Origin of the sequence: Mycobacterium sp. 29Ha (genome assembly GCF_032883055.1) — a bacterium.
In the GTDB taxonomy this organism is placed as follows: Bacteria; Actinomycetota; Actinomycetes; order Mycobacteriales; family Mycobacteriaceae; genus Mycobacterium; species Mycobacterium gallinarum.
Map to the genome: position 1 here is coordinate 40124 of NZ_JAMQTI010000020.1, position 14903 is coordinate 55026.

The 14903-nt window shown below is 65.7% G+C and carries 18 protein-coding genes and 4 tRNA genes; 10 read left to right on the top strand and 12 right to left on the bottom strand.

Translation table 11 applies throughout. The annotated features are described in order from the left end of the window. Positions 1 to 55 precede the first annotated feature (55 nt). The 9 genes from M1248_RS23310 to M1248_RS23350 all read right to left on the bottom strand — a co-directional run bounded on the left by M1248_RS23310 (position 56) and on the right by M1248_RS23350 (position 8554). Positions 56 to 1087: an NUDIX hydrolase gene (locus M1248_RS23310; protein WP_163726962.1), complete on the bottom strand. Its 1032-nt coding sequence runs from the start codon at positions 1085 to 1087 to the stop codon at positions 56 to 58. Continuing rightward, positions 1084 to 2277, bottom strand: a complete 1194-nt coding sequence (locus tag M1248_RS23315; RefSeq protein WP_163726959.1) for a glycosyltransferase family 4 protein — start codon at positions 2275 to 2277, stop codon at positions 1084 to 1086. The genes M1248_RS23310 and M1248_RS23315 overlap by 4 nt, the downstream gene beginning before the upstream one ends. Continuing rightward, the gene (locus tag M1248_RS23320) at positions 2277 to 3209 is read right to left on the bottom strand and encodes a phosphatidylinositol mannoside acyltransferase (RefSeq protein ID WP_317149854.1); all 933 of its coding nucleotides are present in this window, start codon (positions 3207 to 3209) and stop codon (positions 2277 to 2279) included. Before M1248_RS23320 ends, M1248_RS23315 begins: the two co-directional genes overlap by 1 nt. After that, complete coding sequence (gene pgsA, locus M1248_RS23325; RefSeq protein WP_317149855.1) at positions 3206 to 3907, bottom strand: phosphatidylinositol phosphate synthase; 702 nt, start codon at positions 3905 to 3907, stop codon at positions 3206 to 3208. Before pgsA ends, M1248_RS23320 begins: the two co-directional genes overlap by 4 nt. Continuing rightward, entirely contained in the window at positions 3907 to 4485 is a 579-nt protein-coding gene (locus M1248_RS23330) for an HIT family protein (protein WP_163685820.1), read from the bottom strand. The genes pgsA and M1248_RS23330 overlap by 1 nt, the downstream gene beginning before the upstream one ends. After that, positions 4482 to 6536: a threonine--tRNA ligase gene (thrS, locus tag M1248_RS23335; RefSeq protein ID WP_317149856.1), complete on the bottom strand. Its 2055-nt coding sequence runs from the start codon at positions 6534 to 6536 to the stop codon at positions 4482 to 4484. Before thrS ends, M1248_RS23330 begins: the two co-directional genes overlap by 4 nt. A 61-nt stretch (positions 6537 to 6597) precedes the next feature. Beyond that, entirely contained in the window at positions 6598 to 7032 is a 435-nt protein-coding gene (locus M1248_RS23340) for a TIGR02611 family protein (protein WP_317149857.1), read from the bottom strand. Then, positions 7029 to 7658: a PaaI family thioesterase gene (locus tag M1248_RS23345; RefSeq protein WP_163726942.1), complete on the bottom strand. Its 630-nt coding sequence runs from the start codon at positions 7656 to 7658 to the stop codon at positions 7029 to 7031. The genes M1248_RS23340 and M1248_RS23345 overlap by 4 nt, the downstream gene beginning before the upstream one ends. A gap of 47 nt (positions 7659 to 7705) precedes the next feature. After that, a complete protein-coding gene (locus tag M1248_RS23350; RefSeq protein ID WP_317149858.1) occupies positions 7706 to 8554 on the bottom strand; it encodes an aldo/keto reductase in 849 nt (282 codons plus the stop codon). Between the two features lie 76 nt (positions 8555 to 8630). Here M1248_RS23350 and M1248_RS23355 point away from each other — a divergent pair, with 76 nt between their 5' ends. From M1248_RS23355 to M1248_RS23365, 3 genes are all read left to right on the top strand, one after another. Continuing rightward, positions 8631 to 9128 carry a DUF1990 domain-containing protein gene (locus M1248_RS23355; RefSeq protein ID WP_317149859.1) on the top strand — a complete coding sequence of 166 codons (498 nt, stop codon included), beginning with the start codon at positions 8631 to 8633 and terminating at the stop codon, positions 9126 to 9128. Between the two features lie 83 nt (positions 9129 to 9211). Further along, entirely contained in the window at positions 9212 to 9916 is a 705-nt protein-coding gene (locus tag M1248_RS23360) for a GAF and ANTAR domain-containing protein (RefSeq protein WP_317149860.1), read from the top strand. A 246-nt stretch (positions 9917 to 10162) separates the two neighbouring features. After that, positions 10163 to 10996 carry a L,D-transpeptidase gene (locus M1248_RS23365; RefSeq protein WP_317149861.1) on the top strand — a complete coding sequence of 278 codons (834 nt, stop codon included), beginning with the start codon at positions 10163 to 10165 and terminating at the stop codon, positions 10994 to 10996. A 318-nt stretch (positions 10997 to 11314) separates the two neighbouring features. Here the strand turns inward: M1248_RS23365 and M1248_RS23370 are convergent, their stop codons facing one another. Further along, the gene (locus M1248_RS23370; RefSeq protein ID WP_317149862.1) at positions 11315 to 11803 is read right to left on the bottom strand and encodes a hypothetical protein; all 489 of its coding nucleotides are present in this window, start codon (positions 11801 to 11803) and stop codon (positions 11315 to 11317) included. 358 nt (positions 11804 to 12161) lie between these two features. Here M1248_RS23370 and M1248_RS23375 point away from each other — a divergent pair, with 358 nt between their 5' ends. Further along, complete coding sequence (locus M1248_RS23375; RefSeq protein WP_317149863.1) at positions 12162 to 12572, top strand: phage holin family protein; 411 nt, start codon at positions 12162 to 12164, stop codon at positions 12570 to 12572. Then, on the top strand, positions 12559 to 12861 hold the full coding sequence (locus M1248_RS23380) for a DUF3618 domain-containing protein (protein ID WP_317149864.1): 303 nt from the start codon (positions 12559 to 12561) through the stop codon (positions 12859 to 12861). Before M1248_RS23375 ends, M1248_RS23380 begins: the two co-directional genes overlap by 14 nt. A 16-nt stretch (positions 12862 to 12877) precedes the next feature. Here M1248_RS23380 and M1248_RS23385 read toward each other — a convergent pair whose 3' ends face one another. Both M1248_RS23385 and M1248_RS23390 read right to left on the bottom strand, forming a co-directional pair. Then, entirely contained in the window at positions 12878 to 13186 is a 309-nt protein-coding gene (locus M1248_RS23385; protein ID WP_317149865.1) for a hypothetical protein, read from the bottom strand. A gap of 54 nt (positions 13187 to 13240) precedes the next feature. Beyond that, a tRNA-Val gene (locus M1248_RS23390) sits at positions 13241 to 13315 on the bottom strand. A gap of 250 nt (positions 13316 to 13565) precedes the next feature. Here M1248_RS23390 and M1248_RS23395 point away from each other — a divergent pair. The 5 genes from M1248_RS23395 to M1248_RS23415 all read left to right on the top strand — a co-directional run bounded on the left by M1248_RS23395 (position 13566) and on the right by M1248_RS23415 (position 14898). Then, the gene (locus M1248_RS23395) at positions 13566 to 13985 is read left to right on the top strand and encodes a DUF6636 domain-containing protein (RefSeq protein WP_317149866.1); all 420 of its coding nucleotides are present in this window, start codon (positions 13566 to 13568) and stop codon (positions 13983 to 13985) included. Positions 13986 to 14208: 223 nt separating this feature from the next. Continuing rightward, positions 14209 to 14281: transfer RNA gene (locus M1248_RS23400), tRNA-Gly, on the top strand. A 28-nt stretch (positions 14282 to 14309) separates the two neighbouring features. Next, positions 14310 to 14380, top strand: a tRNA-Cys gene (locus M1248_RS23405). Positions 14381 to 14396: 16 nt separating this feature from the next. After that, positions 14397 to 14471, top strand: a tRNA-Val gene (locus M1248_RS23410). A 130-nt stretch (positions 14472 to 14601) separates the two neighbouring features. Further along, positions 14602 to 14898 (top strand): hypothetical protein, encoded by a 297-nt coding sequence (locus M1248_RS23415; RefSeq protein ID WP_163726795.1) that lies wholly within the window; start codon positions 14602 to 14604, stop codon positions 14896 to 14898. The last annotated feature ends 5 nt before the right edge of the window (positions 14899 to 14903 follow it).

Consider the following 14903-nt stretch of genomic DNA (forward strand, 5'->3'; position numbering starts at 1 on the left):
CGAATCGCTACTGATCCAGTCTAATGAGGGCCGCAAATACAAAAGAATCCGCAGATCAACGGATCGATTGCAACTGCCTCCGCGCCATTTCAACCGGGTGATCGGCCAAGTTCGTCGCTTCGCCGAGGAGCTCACCCAACTGCAACGGATATACGGTCTCGCCCTTGGCGACCAGCTCGGCAATCATTGTCTCATCGCACCACCGGTGACCATGAATCGTGCGCCGCTCGAGGTCGTTGTGACCGGTTGTCGACGGTTCGAAACGGTCGGTCCGGTAGACGAAGAACTTCTCCTCGCTGCGGATGAGCACGCCGTTGAACTCGAAGACCGCGCCCCGGCGCCACACCGGCCCGATCAGATCGGCGGAGCTGACCCGCAGGCCGGTCTCTTCGGCGATCTCCCGCGCGGCGGCGTCGGCGAGCGCCTCCCCCGGCTCGACGGCGCCGCCGACCGTGAACCACCAGATCGGTGCGTCGGCGACGGCGGGATCGGATCCGCGAAACAGCAATACCGCCCCGTCGCGGTCGAGCAGGACGACGCGCGCTGACACTCGCTGGTCGGGCGCGGGCACCATCTCATCGGATGCCGTCGCACGCTCGGCGATCTCGAAATAGGTTGGTAGCGGCGCGGTTCCACCGAGCCGCAGCAGCCTGACCGCGGGGCGCTCACGCAGAGCGAGGGTATCGCGGACAGCGTCGTTGTGAAATCGACGAGCCAACAGGACCCGCGCCTCGGCGTCGGCCAGCTCGGCGACCAGCGCGTGCGGGAGCGACGACGGCTCGACCATCGCCAACGCCGCGGACAGCTCGTTCTCGGCCGCCTCACGCCGCTGCCGTGGGGCACGCTCGGCCGCGTCGGCCAGCGCTGCCAGTCGCTTGCCCGCCGGCGCGCCCCCGTAGGCGTCGACAGCCACCGCACGAGCCACCACGGCCCGCCGCGCCAGCGCGCCGTCCAGGGCCTGCCAGGAGAGGTCGGAGCGCACGTGCAACCGGTCCAGCCGGTTGGCGGTTTGAAAGGCCCAGGCGCCCACCAACAGCAGCACCACGAGAAGCAGCGCCAGCGCGATCACGAGGATCCAAGTGATCACCTAAAACCCCTGGCCTTTCCCCTGGTACTCGCGAGCCCGGTGCCCGCCGCAGCGCTCGCCGTTCCCGCCACCCGAACCTTCGCTCCCGCCCCGGCGACGGTCTCGTAGACACGCATGATCTGTCGCGCCACAACCGACCAGTCATAGCGGCGTACCACCTCGGCAGCCGTCTGGACGTAACGCGCCCGGACGTCGTCGTCCTCCAGTACCTCGATCAGTCCTGCCGCCAATTCGGCCGGGTCGTCGACCGGCACCAGCCGGCCCGCGGTCCCGTCCACCAACACGCGGCGGAACGCGTCGAGGTCGCTGGCCACCACGGCAGTACCCGCGGCCATCGCCTCGACGAGCACGATGCCGAAGCTCTCTCCCCCCGTGTTGGGCGCGCAGTACACGTCCGCACTGCGAAGCGCCGAGGCCTTCGCGGCGTCGTCGACCTGGCCCAGGAACCGCAGATGCTTCGCGAGTTTGCCTGCCGAGCGACGCAGCTCCTCCTCTTCGCCGCGGCCGACGATCAGGATCTCGATGTCGCCGAACCGCTCGACGAGGCGCGGCAAGGCCCGCAGCAGCACGGCCATGCCCTTGCGGGGCTCGTCAAACCGCCCCAGGAACAGGACTGACTTGCCTGCGCGCGGGTAGCCGTCCATCGCCGGCGCCGACGCGAACGAATCGACGTCCAGCCCGTTCGGTATCTCGACGGCATCGCTGCCGAGCGACTCCATCTGCCAGCGTCGCGCCAGGTCCGACACCGCGATGCGGCCGACGATCTTCTCGTGCATCGGCCGCAGAAACGGCTCGAACACACTGAGCGTCAACGACTTCGTGGTCGAGGTGTGAAAGGTGGCGACGATAGGACCTTCGGCGATGTTCAGTGCCAGCATCGAAAGACTCGGCGCATTGGGCTCGTGCAGATGCAACACGTCGAATTCGCCCTGCGCGAGCCACTTCTTGACCATGCGGTGGGTCGCCGGGCCGAAACGCAGCCGCGCCACCGACCCGTTGTACGGAATCGGCACCGCCTTACCGCCCGACACCACGTAGTCGGGCAGCGAACCTTGTGCTCGAGACGACGTCGGTGCCAGCACGCTGACCACGTGGCCGCGGTCGTGCATCACCTCGGCCAGCTGCAACACATGCGACTGCACGCCGCCCGGCACGTCGAACGAGTAGGGGCAGACCATGCCGATGCGCATCAGGTCGCCTCGAGTTTGGCGCGCCGCTCGTCGGAGAGGTCGGCCAGCCACTGCGGCTGCATCATGTGCCAGTCGGCCGGATGCGCGGCGATGTTGTGCTCGAACCGATTCGCCAACGCCTGGGTGACGGCGGTGACGTCGTTCGAGCTGGTGTCGAGCGGCTCCTGAAGGTCGATGACGCAGTCGCCGCCGTCGTAATAGACGTGCGCCGGAATCAGGTGGGCGCCGGTGGTGATCGCCAATTTGGCCGGTCCAGCGGGCAGGCGGGTGGCTTCGCCGAAGAAGTCGACCTCGACTCCGGACCGAGTGAGGTCGCGGTCGGACATCAGGCAGACGAGCTTGTTCTCGCGCAGCCGCTCGGCAAGCAACTCGAACGGTGGGCGCTCGCCGCCGGACGCCGGAAACACTTCGAAGCCAAGGCTTTCCCGGTACTCGATAAAGCGACGGTACAACGATTCGGGCTTCAGCCGCTCGGCGACCGTGGAGAAGGTGCCGTGTTTCTGGACGAGCCAGACGCCCGCCATGTCCCAGTTGCCGCTGTGCGGCAGCGCCAGGATCCCGCCGCGGCCGGCGTCCAACGCGGCTTGAGGCCGGTGCGTTCCGAGGCTCACTTCGTCGAGCCGGCGGGCGACCGCGGCCAGGTCCATCGTGGGCAGCCGGAATGCCTCGCGCCAGTACCGGGCATAGGAAGCAAGTGACGCGTGCATGAGCCCGTCGGGCACTCGCTCGGGCTCTACACCGATCACGCGGGCGAGGTTTTTGCGTAGTTGTTCAGGTCCACCGCCACGTGCGGCGTAGTACGCACCGGCACCGAAGGCGTTGCGCGCCAACACCTCCGGCATCGCACGAACAACCTGCCAGCCTGCAGCGTATCCCCAGTCGGCCAACCTGCCGCTCAGCGAGTTGCCCAGCTCCCACAGGGGCGCCGTCATGACTCATCCCCGGGTCCACCGGCCGGCTGGTGTCCCGACGTCTCCGGTTCTTCCCCGGCAGCGCTGTCGGGCTTCGTCAGCCGGTCCATCGCTCCGGGTGAGGTACGCACGCTGTGCACGCGCTGACCCAGGGTGACGAGGCTCAGCACCGCGAGCACCCACATCGCCACATGCAACAGCCACGGAATGCCGAACAGGCCTGAGAGCCCGGCGCCCAGCAGCACGATGATCAGCCGTTCTGGCCGCTCGATCATGCCGCCCTCGGCGGACAACCCGCTGGCCTCGGCGCGCGCCTTGATGTACGAGATCACCTGCGAGGTAACGAGACAGATCAACGTGGCCACCACGAGGGACGTGCTGCGCATGCCGAACGCGACCCACCACAACAGGCCACAGAAGATCGCACCGTCACCGATCCGGTCACAGGTGGCGTCGAGGACCGCGCCGAAACGCGTACCGCCGCCCCGCTGACGAGCCATGGCACCGTCGAGCATGTCGGCGAGCACGAAGATCCAGACGGTGAAAGCGCCCCACCACAGCTGGCCGATCGGGAACAGGGTGAGTGCGCCCAACACCGTCCCCGCGGTGCCGAGGATGGTGATGCTGTCGGGGGTGAGCCCGGCGCGCAGCGCGACCTTGGCAAGCGGCCGAGAGAGCTTCTCGTATGCCGCACGCGTCATCAGGTACAGATTGCTCATTACTGCTTCGCCCACTCCGTCGCCAGCAGTTCACGCGTCTCGCTCAGCAGCTGAGGGACCACCTTCGCGCCGCCGATGATGGTGATGAAGTTCGCGTCGCCGATCCAACGCGGCACCACGTGCATGTGCAGGTGCTCGGCCAGCGACCCGCCCGAGACCTTGCCGAGGTTCAGCCCGACGTTGAAGCCCATCGGGTTGGACACACTCTTGATGACACGGATCGCCTTCTGGGTGAACGCCATCAGTTCCGCGCTCTCCGCGTCGGTGAGATCCTCGAGCTCGGATACCCGGCGGTACGGGACGACCATGAGATGTCCCGGGTTGTACGGGTACAGGTTCAGTACGACGTAGACAAGCTCGCCGCGCGCCACCATCAGCCCGTCCTCGTCGGCCATCTTCGGGATGTCGGTGAACGGCTCCGACGGATCGGAACTGTTGCGTCGAAACGGGGACTCGGCGATGTAGCTCATCCTGTGCGGGGTCCACAGCCGTTGCAGGTGATCAGGCTCGCCGACGCCGTGGTCGACGATTCTGTGCTCGTCATCCCGCTCTTCGTGCTGACGCTCGTCACGTGTCACGGCTGAGCGCCCACCTTGACCAGTTCGGCTGTCGGAGCGGCGTTTTCCCGACTTTCGATCCACTTGGCGATGGCCGCCACCGCCTCGTCGCGTGGCACACCGTTGATCTGCGTACGGTCACCGAAGCGGAAGCTGACAGCGTTGGCTTCGATGTCGCGATCACCGGCCACGAGCATGAACGGCACCTTCTGGTTGGTGTGGTTCACGATCTTCTTGGCCATCCGGTCGTCACTGGCGTCGACCTCGGCCCTGATACCGGCCATCTTCAGCTGATTCGCAAGGCCATTGAGGTACGGGATGTGATCGTCGGCGACGGGGATGCCGACCACCTGCACGGGGGCCAGCCACGCCGGGAAAGCGCCGGCGTAATGCTCGGTGAGGACACCGAAGAACCGCTCGATCGAGCCGAACAACGCACGGTGAATGAGCACCGGACGCTTGCGGGTGCCGTCGGCGGCGGTGTACTCCAACTCGAAGCGGTCGGGCATGGTGAAGTCGAGCTGGATCGTCGACATCTGCCAGCTGCGGCCCAGCGCGTCCTTGACCTGAACGGAGATCTTCGGTCCGTAGAACGCCGCGCCACCGGGATCGGGCACGAGGTGCAGCCCGGAGGCCTCAGCGACCTCACGCAGCGTCTCGGTGGCCTCGTCCCAATCCTCGTCGGAGCCGACGTACTTCTCGGGGTCCTTCGTCGAGAGCTCGAGATAGAAGTCGTTCAGCCCGTAGTCGGCGAGCAGGTCGAGCACGAACCGAAGCAGCGACGCCAGCTCGTCACGCATCTGCTCACGGGTGGTGTAGATGTGCGCGTCGTCCTGGGTCATGCCACGCACCCGGGTCAGGCCGTGCACCACTCCGGACTTCTCGTAGCGGTACACCGAGCCGAATTCGAAGAGCCGCAACGGAAGTTCCCGATACGACCGTCCGCGTGACCGGAAGATCAGGTGGTGCATAGGGCAGTTCATCGGCTTGAGGTAGTAGTCCTGCCCCGGCTTGCGCAGCGTGCCGTCCTCGTCGAACTCGGCGTCCATGTGCATTGGGGGGTACATGCCGTCGGCGTACCACTCGAGGTGCCCCGAGGTGATGTAGAGCTGTTCCTTGGTGATATGCGGGGTGTTGACGAATTCGTAGCCTGCCTCGATGTGCTTGCGGCGTGAGTATTCCTCGAGCTCTCGGCGGATGATGCCGCCCTTGGGGTGGAAAACCGCCAGCCCCGAACCGATTTCGTCGGGGAAGCTGAACAGGTCCAGCTCCACACCGAGCTTGCGGTGGTCGCGGCGCTGCGCCTCCTCGATGAACTCCAGGTGGCGGTCAAGGGCTTCCTGCGACTCCCACGCCGTGCCGTAGATGCGCTGCAGGCTCGCGTTGTTCTGGTTCCCCCGCCAGTAGGCGGCCGAACTGCGGGTGAGCTTGAACGCCGGAATGTAGCGCGTCGTCGGGATGTGCGGGCCGCGGCACAGATCGCCCCACTCCCGTTCGCGGGTGCGCGGATTGAGATTGTCGTACGCGGTCAGCTCGTCGCCTCCGACCTCCATGACGTCGGGGTCACCGGACTTGTCCTCGATGAGCTCGAGCTTGTACGGCTCGTTCGCAAGTTCCTGGCGCGCTTGCTCTTTGGACTCGTAGACCCGGCGTGAGAAGAGCTGCCCCTCCTTGACGATCTGGCGCATGCGCTTTTCCAGCACTTCGAGATCCTCGGGGGTGAACGCGCGTGGGACGTCGAAGTCGTAGTAGAAGCCGTCGGTGAGGGGGGGACCGATGCCGAGCTTTGCCTCAGGGAAGATTTCCTGCACAGCCTGGGCCAGCACGTGGGCGGCGGAGTGGCGGATGACGCTACGGCCGTCGTCGGTATCGGCGGCGACCGGGACGACGTCGACATCAGCGACGGGAGCCCACGACAGGTCGCGCAACCGCCCGTCGGGATCGCGCACCACGACCACGGCGGCTGGATCACCGCGACCCGGCAGGCCCGCGTCTCGCACAGCGGCACCCGCGGTGGTCCCGGCAGCGACCCGGATAGGGGCTGCTGGGGCGGGGATGACGGCGGCGCTCATCGGGATGTCTCCAATTGGTCGGGGCTGTGGTCGAACGCGACCATGCTATCGGTGCTTGTCCTCAAGACCCCAGGCCAATAGGACTGTTCAGCCAGGGCCAATCGAAGCCGAAGAGTTCGGCGGTCCAGTCCGCCGCGCCCAGCAGCCACAGGGTGCCCGCGACGACCAGCGCCGTGAAGATGCCGCCGAGGACCTGAATGGACCAGTGTCGCGCCTGGAACCAGTCCATGACCTTGTCGTAGCGCTCCTTCGCGTAGGCCAGCAGCCGTCGTGCCCACTCGAATTCGGTGGCCAGAATGCCGAGTCCGACGAACAGAATGGCCCAACCCGGTCCCGGATAAGGGATGGCGACGATGCCGACGGCGAAGACCGCCAGGCCGACGATTCCGACCCCGATGCGGTAGAAGAACTCGATTCTGGGACGTTCACGGAGCCGGTCGCGGTAACGCGCCCACCGACGGACGCGGCTGGGCTGTTCCTCTTCGTCCTGCTTCACGGCTGGCCCGGCTTCAGCTTCACGAAGAGCGCGTGCGATTCGGCGAGCACGTCATCGCCGTCCAGCAGCCGGCCGGACACGAAGATCTTGCGGTCCACGATGTCGTCGATGCGGGCGTCGACTCCGAATTCCTTCTCGACAAGCGCGATCTTGCGATAGTCGACATGCAGGAACGCGGTGCGCTGGGCTCGGCTGCCGCTGAGCGTGAACGCGGTGTATCCCAGCAGCCCGTCGAAGAGCTGTGCGACCGCGCCACCGTGTGCGGCGCCGTTGCGACCGAGGTGGAAGCGGCGGAACCGCGCCGTGCCCTCGATCCGCCCGTCATCTGTCTTGTGCAGGTCCAGAGGGATCGCGAGCAGGTTGCCGCGGTTGGGCAGGTCCATGCGTCGCCCCGATGGCGAGGCCCACTCGTCGGCGTAATAGGGCGCCAGCAGTTGGGTGACCTTCTCGACGAGGGCGGCGGCCTCGGTGATCACGTCGTCGGGCGCGTCGGCGGCGCGGGCGTGGTCCTGCAGGGTGCGGACGGCATCGACGAACCGGCCGTAGTCGGGTCCACCCTTGGTGGTCGGGACCGGCGGATTGAATCCGCCGCCGGGGTGCTCACCCGAGGAATGATCGGTCGTCACACCGACCACCGTATTGCCTGGCTCACCCTCAGGCCGGATTGCCTGGGTCAGGCGGAAGCAGACCCGGCTTCGCTGAGCGTCTCGAACTCCTCGTCGGACAGTTCGATACCCGCGGCCGCAACGTTCTCCTCGAGATGGGCGACCTTTGACGTGCCGGGGATGGGCAGCATCACTGGCGACCGCTTGAGCAGCCAGGCGAGTGCGAGTTGCGACGCCGTCGCATCGTGTTCGGCCGCGATGCGCTGCAGCGGACCGTCGGCAGCAGCCAACGGCCCGGCAGCCAGCGGGAACCACGGAATGAAGCCGATGTTCTGGGACTCGCACGCCTCGAGGACGGGTTCGGCGGATCGGACCGTGAGGTTGTACATGTTCTGCACCGACACGATGGTCGCGACCTTCTGGGCGGCCGCGAGCTGGTCGACATTCACCTCGGACAGCCCGATGTGGCGGATCTTGCCCTCCTGCTGCAGCTTGACCAATTCGCCGACCTGGTCCTCGGCGGGGAACTTGTCGTCGATCCGGTGCAACTGAAAGAGGTCGATGGTGTCTACGCCGAGGCGACGCAGGCTCATCTCGCACTCCTGACGCAGGTACGCGGGGAAGCCGAGCACAGGCCATTCGTCGGGTCCGGTGCGCAGCAGACCGGCCTTGGTCGCGACGACGAGCCCGTCCGGGTATGGGTGCAGCGCTTCCTTGATCAGCTCCTCGGACACGTACGGACCGTAGGAGTCGGCGGTATCGATGAAGTTCACGCCGAGCTCGACAAGGCGGCGCAGCACGCGGATGCATTCGTCGCGATCGTCGGGCGGACCCCACACGCCCTTGCCCGTCAGACGCATCGCGCCGAATCCCAGACGATTGACGGTGAGGTCACCGCCGACGTTGAAGGTGGTCATGATTGGCACCGTACGCCGAGATTGTTAATCCCCGGCTCATGCGTGGGCCCACCCCGAGCGATAGCGTCTGGCCGCAATGAAACTGAGCGATCTTCCCGCCCTGCCGTTGACCTATACAGAAGTCGGTGCCACCGCAGGACCACTGCCCGCGGGATACCACCACGTGCAGAAGACGGCGGTGATCGGCCGGGGCCGCCAGCGGTTCGACGACGCTGCAGCTCGCGGGATGAGGTGGGGGATGTTGCGCGGCGCCGGCGTCAAGGTCCAGGCGACGACGGACGTCGCCGCTGTGAGGTCGGACGTGATCGTGGGCCTGGGCCCGGTGCAGGCGCCGTGCCGGGTCGTCTACGTCGTCGACGAACCCGATCGCCGTGGTTTCGCATACGGCACGTTGCCCGGCCACCCCGAGTCCGGCGAGGAGCTGTTCCTCGTCCGCTACGACGCCGCCACCGAGACGGTGTTCGCCGTGGTCACGGCCTTCTCCCGGCACGCCACGTGGTGGAGCCGGCTGGCATCGCCTGTCACGTCGCTGGTGCAGGCCGCCGTCACGACGCGCTATTTGCGTGCCCTCTGAGGCCCGGCCTGGCGATCGCTGTCACCCGGCGCGTTCACCACGCGTAATCTGGTAAAACCCATCAAGTGTGCGGACGGTGAACGTTGAACAATCCAACCCAGGTCGAAGCGACCCACCTGCGTATTGCTGAGCTCGTCCAGAGCCTGCACGGCCGCCCGGATGCGGACTCCGACACTGTGGTCGCCGAGCTGGCAGAGCACGCCGCGGTGGAAATTCCGGGCGCGCAGTATGCGGGCATCACCATCACACGCAACGGCAAGCACATCGACACCCCGGCGGCGACACACATCTATCCGATGTTGTTGGACAAGATCCAGCAGCGGCACCAAGAGGGCCCGTGCCTCACCGCGGCGTGGGAGGAAAAGACCGTCCATGTCGCCAACCTCGAGACCGACGATCGTTTTCCGCTCTACCGGCAGGACGCGCTCGCCGAGACACCGATCAAGTCGATCATGGCGTTCCAGTTGTTCATCGCCGGCGAGACGATGGGGGCCCTCAACGTCTACAGCGAGGAGCCGAACGTCTTCGACAGCGAATCGCGCAACATCGGCTTGGTCTTCGCCGCGCACTCATCGGTCGCCTGGAACTCGGCGCGCCGCGACGAGCAGTTCAAGAGGGCGTTGTCCAGCCGCGACGTCATCGGTCAGGCCAAGGGCATGATCATGGAGCGTTACGACGTCGACGCGGTGCAGGCGTTCGAGCTGCTGCGCAAGTTGTCTCAGGATTCCAATGTGCCGCTGATCAGGGTCGCCACCGAACTCGTCGCCGACAAAACCGCCGCCGAATAACGTCGCAGTACCGTCTCGGTGTCGTCGCGGGAAGGTCTCAGTCGACCGGATCCGCAGCGGCCCATCGAAACCCGTTGTGCGACTTTGCCCATCAATTCCCCTCGTAGTTTGCTCGGTCTGCTCGCCGTTGCGCAAGCGTGACGAACCGGTGACCGAATTGCGAAGGCGGGCCTGAGCTTCGAATCGCCTTGGCAGCCCTACGATCACTAATTGACAAGGTTGTAATTTCAACAGGAATCGGAAGCCATGCGTGGGGTTGTTCGGTGTTTTCTTGCCGCAGTCGTGACGACTGCGAGCGTGGTTGCGGGGCCGACCGCGTCCAGCTCGGCGGCCAGCCAGTCGTATCGACCCGCCATCGCGTCGGTGCAGCCCGCAACAGACGCGGTGGTGGGTATCGCCCACCCCGTCGTGGTGACGTTCAAGACGCCGGTTGTCGACCGGCGGGCAGCCGAGCGCACCCTCAACATCAAGTCGACACCTGCCATGACCGGCAAGTACGAATGGCTGGAAAGCACTGTGGTGCAGTGGGTTCCGGATGGTTTCTGGCCGGCGCACAGCACCGTGTCGCTGACGATGCGCGGCGGTCTGGCCACCACGAATTTCAGGACCGGGCCCGCCGTCATCGGCGTCGCCAACATCTCGGACCATACCTTCACCGTCACGATCGACGGCGTGGACGCACCTCAGCTTCCGTCGCCCCACCACCGGCCCCGCTGGGGAGAACCGGGCGTGTTCCCCGCCTCGATGGGTAGGGAGAAGTATCCGACGCCTGTCGGCACCTTTGCCGTTTTGGGCAAGGAACGCGACGTGATGATGGATTCGAGCAGCGTCGGCATCCCCGTCGACTCCCCCGACGGCTATCTGCTCGATGTGGAATATGCCGTCCGCTTCACCCAGCGCGGCCTCTTCGTCCATTCAGCGCCGTGGGCTGTCAATTCAATGGGCTACGAGAATGTCAGCCACGGCTGTATCGGACTGAGCACCGAGGACGCCGAGTGGTACTTCAACACTGTCAACGTCGGTGATCCGATCATCGTGCGGGAGAACAGCATCGAAGTTCCCCGGACAATAACCGGCTGACGAGTCTGCGCGTTCGGATTGTCGTAGGCGCACCAACGCCGGGGTAACTCCTCGACCACGAGTGCTTGTCCAGCGTGACACTCCATGCCGTATCACGCTGGACCCTGAGATGGATTCCGAAGCGTTACATGACAATCGAAGACATAGCAGACCACACCGCCTGTGGCCGACGATGGTGACCGCCTGAGGATTGTGCGCAAACCCGCTGGCTACCAGTGGATTCATGCACCGCAGGCGGCGCACCACGCATTCGGATGAGAATGCAAAACAACGACCCGCCCCCACGCGGTGGGGGCGGGTCGTCGCGGAATTGCAGAGTCAGTGCCCGGTGGGGCCAGGCGCGATCGGCTGACCGGCCACCGGCGCTCCGGCCGGTGCCGGACCGGTCGACTCACCTTTGCCGCCGGCCGCACCGCCCATGGTGGTCAGCGGCGCAAGTGGAGCACCCGCCGCGATCGGCGCTCCGATCGGCGCGATCGGCAACGGTGGAGCCAAAGGCGGAACCACCGGTGGTACCAACGGCGGGACGATCGGCGGAACCAGCGGTGGGGGAACTATCGGCGGCGCCAGTGGAGGCCCGGGGAGGGCCATCGGTACGCCTGCCATCTCGGTGACTGGAGCGCACGCGGGTGCTGCGCCAGCTACGGGAGCTGCGGGAGCTGCGGGAACCGGACCGGCCTCACCTGCCGACGTCTGCAGGCATTCGTAGCCGCCAGCTGCCGCAACGCCGGGGCTCAACGCAATAGCGACGCCACACAACCCCCCGACAGCAATTACTTTGAGGTCGAATCGATCAAAGATCGCCATCGCCCATCGACTCCTTCATTCGCACTCTGACATTCCGCATTCACGTGGAGCAGCACAACCCGTGCCGTACCAGGGCCGTCGTTGGACGACCTCGTCAATTATCTGTACGAAGGACGCCGGCGGGACACGCCGCACCGTGCCGTATCCAAATGGTGACGTAGTACTTCCAAACGGTGATGTTCGGCGACGCTTGGCACCGGAATTACTGCGCCCGTTGAGGTTTGGCCACTGATACCGAGATGCTGTGGTGATCGTTCTGTGCCCGAAGCGTGCCCTGCCGCCAGCAAGCAATAGGTAGGCGTTTCAAAGCCGCACGCGCGGGCATGCCTGTGGGATGGAGCGAGAAAGGAGCCGGACCATGACAGTTGAATCCAAACCCGCTGCGGACGCGTCGACCGGCGAGTTGTTGAGCCAGTTGTCGGCGCAGACTTCGCGGTTGATCCGCGACGAGTTGCGGTTGGCGCAGAAGGAATTCCACGAGTCAGCAAAGCACGCCGGTATCGGTGCCGGGCTTTTCAGCCTCGCAGGTTTGCTGGCCCTCCTGGGCTTTATGACCCTGATCGGCGCGGCGGTGGCCGCGCTGGCGTTGGTTTTGCCGGTGTGGGCCGCAGCGGTCATCGTCGCAGCACTGCTGTTCGTCGTAGCAGGCGTCGCGGCTCTGGTCGGTAAACGCGAGGCGGGCGAGGTCACCCCGGCAGCGCCGAAGACGGTCGAAACCGTCAAAGCCGACATCGAGGAAGTGAAGGAAGCACGCCATGGCAGCACCTGACCCCAATCGTCCCGAGCCAGGTCCCGACGCGGGTATCGAAGACATCGAGGCTGATGTCGAGCAGACGCGCAAGGAACTCGGCGAAACCGTGGAGGCCCTGGCCGACAAGCTCAACGTCAAAGCGCGCGCCAAAGAGAAGGCGACGGAGACCAAGGAACAGGTCGTCGAGAGGGCCGACGCCGTGCGGCAAACCGTCACCGACAATCCGAACCGAACGGTGCCGATCGCCGCGGTCGCGGTGATCGGCGTGCTGGCGGTGGGATTCGTGGTCTGGCGGCGACGCCGCTAGCTGCGCGTGTCGCTTGTTACTCGCGATCTCGGACGCCAGGCGCCGGCACCTCGGCCTGCCACCGTGCGCGGCGGCCTCCGTCATCCTGCTCCCACCATGGCGGAGAGCCGCGCTCACCCAATGCAACCTTCGCGGCCTGCACACCCGCCCGGGCCGCCGATTCCTCGGTGGTTCCCTTGGTTCGTCGCACCTCGCGGCGCCAGGCCATCAGAATTTGCACCAGCTCGGTTCGCCGCCCGTCCGGTATCAGCGGGTCGGTTGCTCGCCACCGGCGCCCGTTGATGACGATGTAGCGCCCGTCGTCGGTGATCGTCGGTTCGCCCACCTGGCGATCGTATGGTTTCGGGCCCGGCGGCGACTGCGAAGCGCAGCGAAGTGGTGGTGGTCCCGACTGGGATCGAACCAGTGACCTTCCGCGTGTGAGGCGGACGCTCTCCCCCTGAGCTACGAGACCGGGGAGCTCGACCGAAGGTCGAACGAGGTCGAAGATTAGCACGGTCGCGGCTTTCGGCCCGAATTCGTTTTTCGCAATGGGTGTCCCCGCATTTCACTGTTCGTCGCCCCCTCCCGCGTTGCCGGGCTATCGTCGCGCCGTGGCTCGACCTGGCAGACGTCCGACCTCCGCAGTTGCCAGTGTGGTCGCCTTGCTCGTCCTTTCCGGATGCGCCAACTCCCCCAGCCCTGAGCCCACAAGCTCCGCCTCGGTGGCGACAAAGGGGTCCGTGCCGCGGTCCTCGCCGCCGACGTCGACGGCCAAGCCCAAGCCGGTGGACCGAGAGGTGTCCGAGTTCACCGGCTTCATTTCTCCGACGGGCAACGTCGCCTGCATGATCGACGCAAATCTGGCCCGCTGCGACATCATCGACCGCGACTGGTCGCCGCCGCCGCGCCCTGCGGATTGCGAGTTCGACTACGGACAAGGCATCGAGATCGTCGCCGGCCAACCGGCCTCCTTCGTATGCGCCGGTGACACCGCCTTCGGCCCCGACGAGGTGCTGCCGTACGGCGAAGCGATCACCGCGGGCCCGTTGCGGTGCGAAAGCGCGAACTCCGGCATCACGTGTCGCGACGAAGACACCGGACACGGCTTCACCCTTGCGTTCAAGGCCTACCAGCTGTTTTAACGCATTGGCGTTCGGAGACAAGATCGTTGCGGGTTCGATCGTGTGCTCGAGCGCCCCGTCGGACATCACCTGCTGGATTTTCAGTACCGCGGAGAGTTCTCGCTCTCCCGCGACACCTACCATCTGGGTTGACACAAACGGTTTCGAAGCAAGGGATTTGTGGTGTCTTGCTCGGGTCGACTATTGTCGTCCTTCGCGACGGGCGGCACGCCGTTCGTGGCGTGCGGATGTAGCGCAGTTGGTAGCGCATCACCTTGCCAAGGTGAGGGTCGCGGGTTCGAATCCCGTCATCCGCTCGAAGGGTGCAGTGGCATCAACCCCCGCGGTGGAGTGGCCGAGTGGTGAGGCAACGGCCTGCAAAGCCGTGCACACGGGTTCGATTCCCGTCTCCACCTCCGACGAGGTTTCCCGGCGCGATTAGCTCAGCGGGAGAGCGCTTCCCTGACACGGAAGAGGTCACTGGTTCAATCCCAGTATCGCGCACCACATAGCCGCTGTTCAGCGGCTATTTCTTTGCCCTGGTGCCGGGCTTTTAGAAACTTCCAAGGTCTGCCGAGAAGACTCGGCCTGCTACGGGTGTCAGGCGATACCGAGCTGCAACGAGAGGCACAGCACCATGAAGGCAACAAAGAGAATCGCGGTCGCAGGCGCCATATCAGGCGTAATGGGTTTGGCCGCAGTTGGATTCGGGTCGGGCGCGGCGAATGCCGACCCCGGCCTGGATGACATCGCACCCCTCATTCCCGGAGGGCTCAGCGAGGACTGGCAGTCCTATCTGCCGTTGCTCGACGACGTCGCCGACGTCGGCAGCATCGCGGGACTTGGAGAGCTCGGCAACATCCCGGTCCTTGGCGACATCGGCAACATCATTCCCGCGCAGGATCTTCTGGGACTCGCAGCGGGGCTGGGTTAGACAGC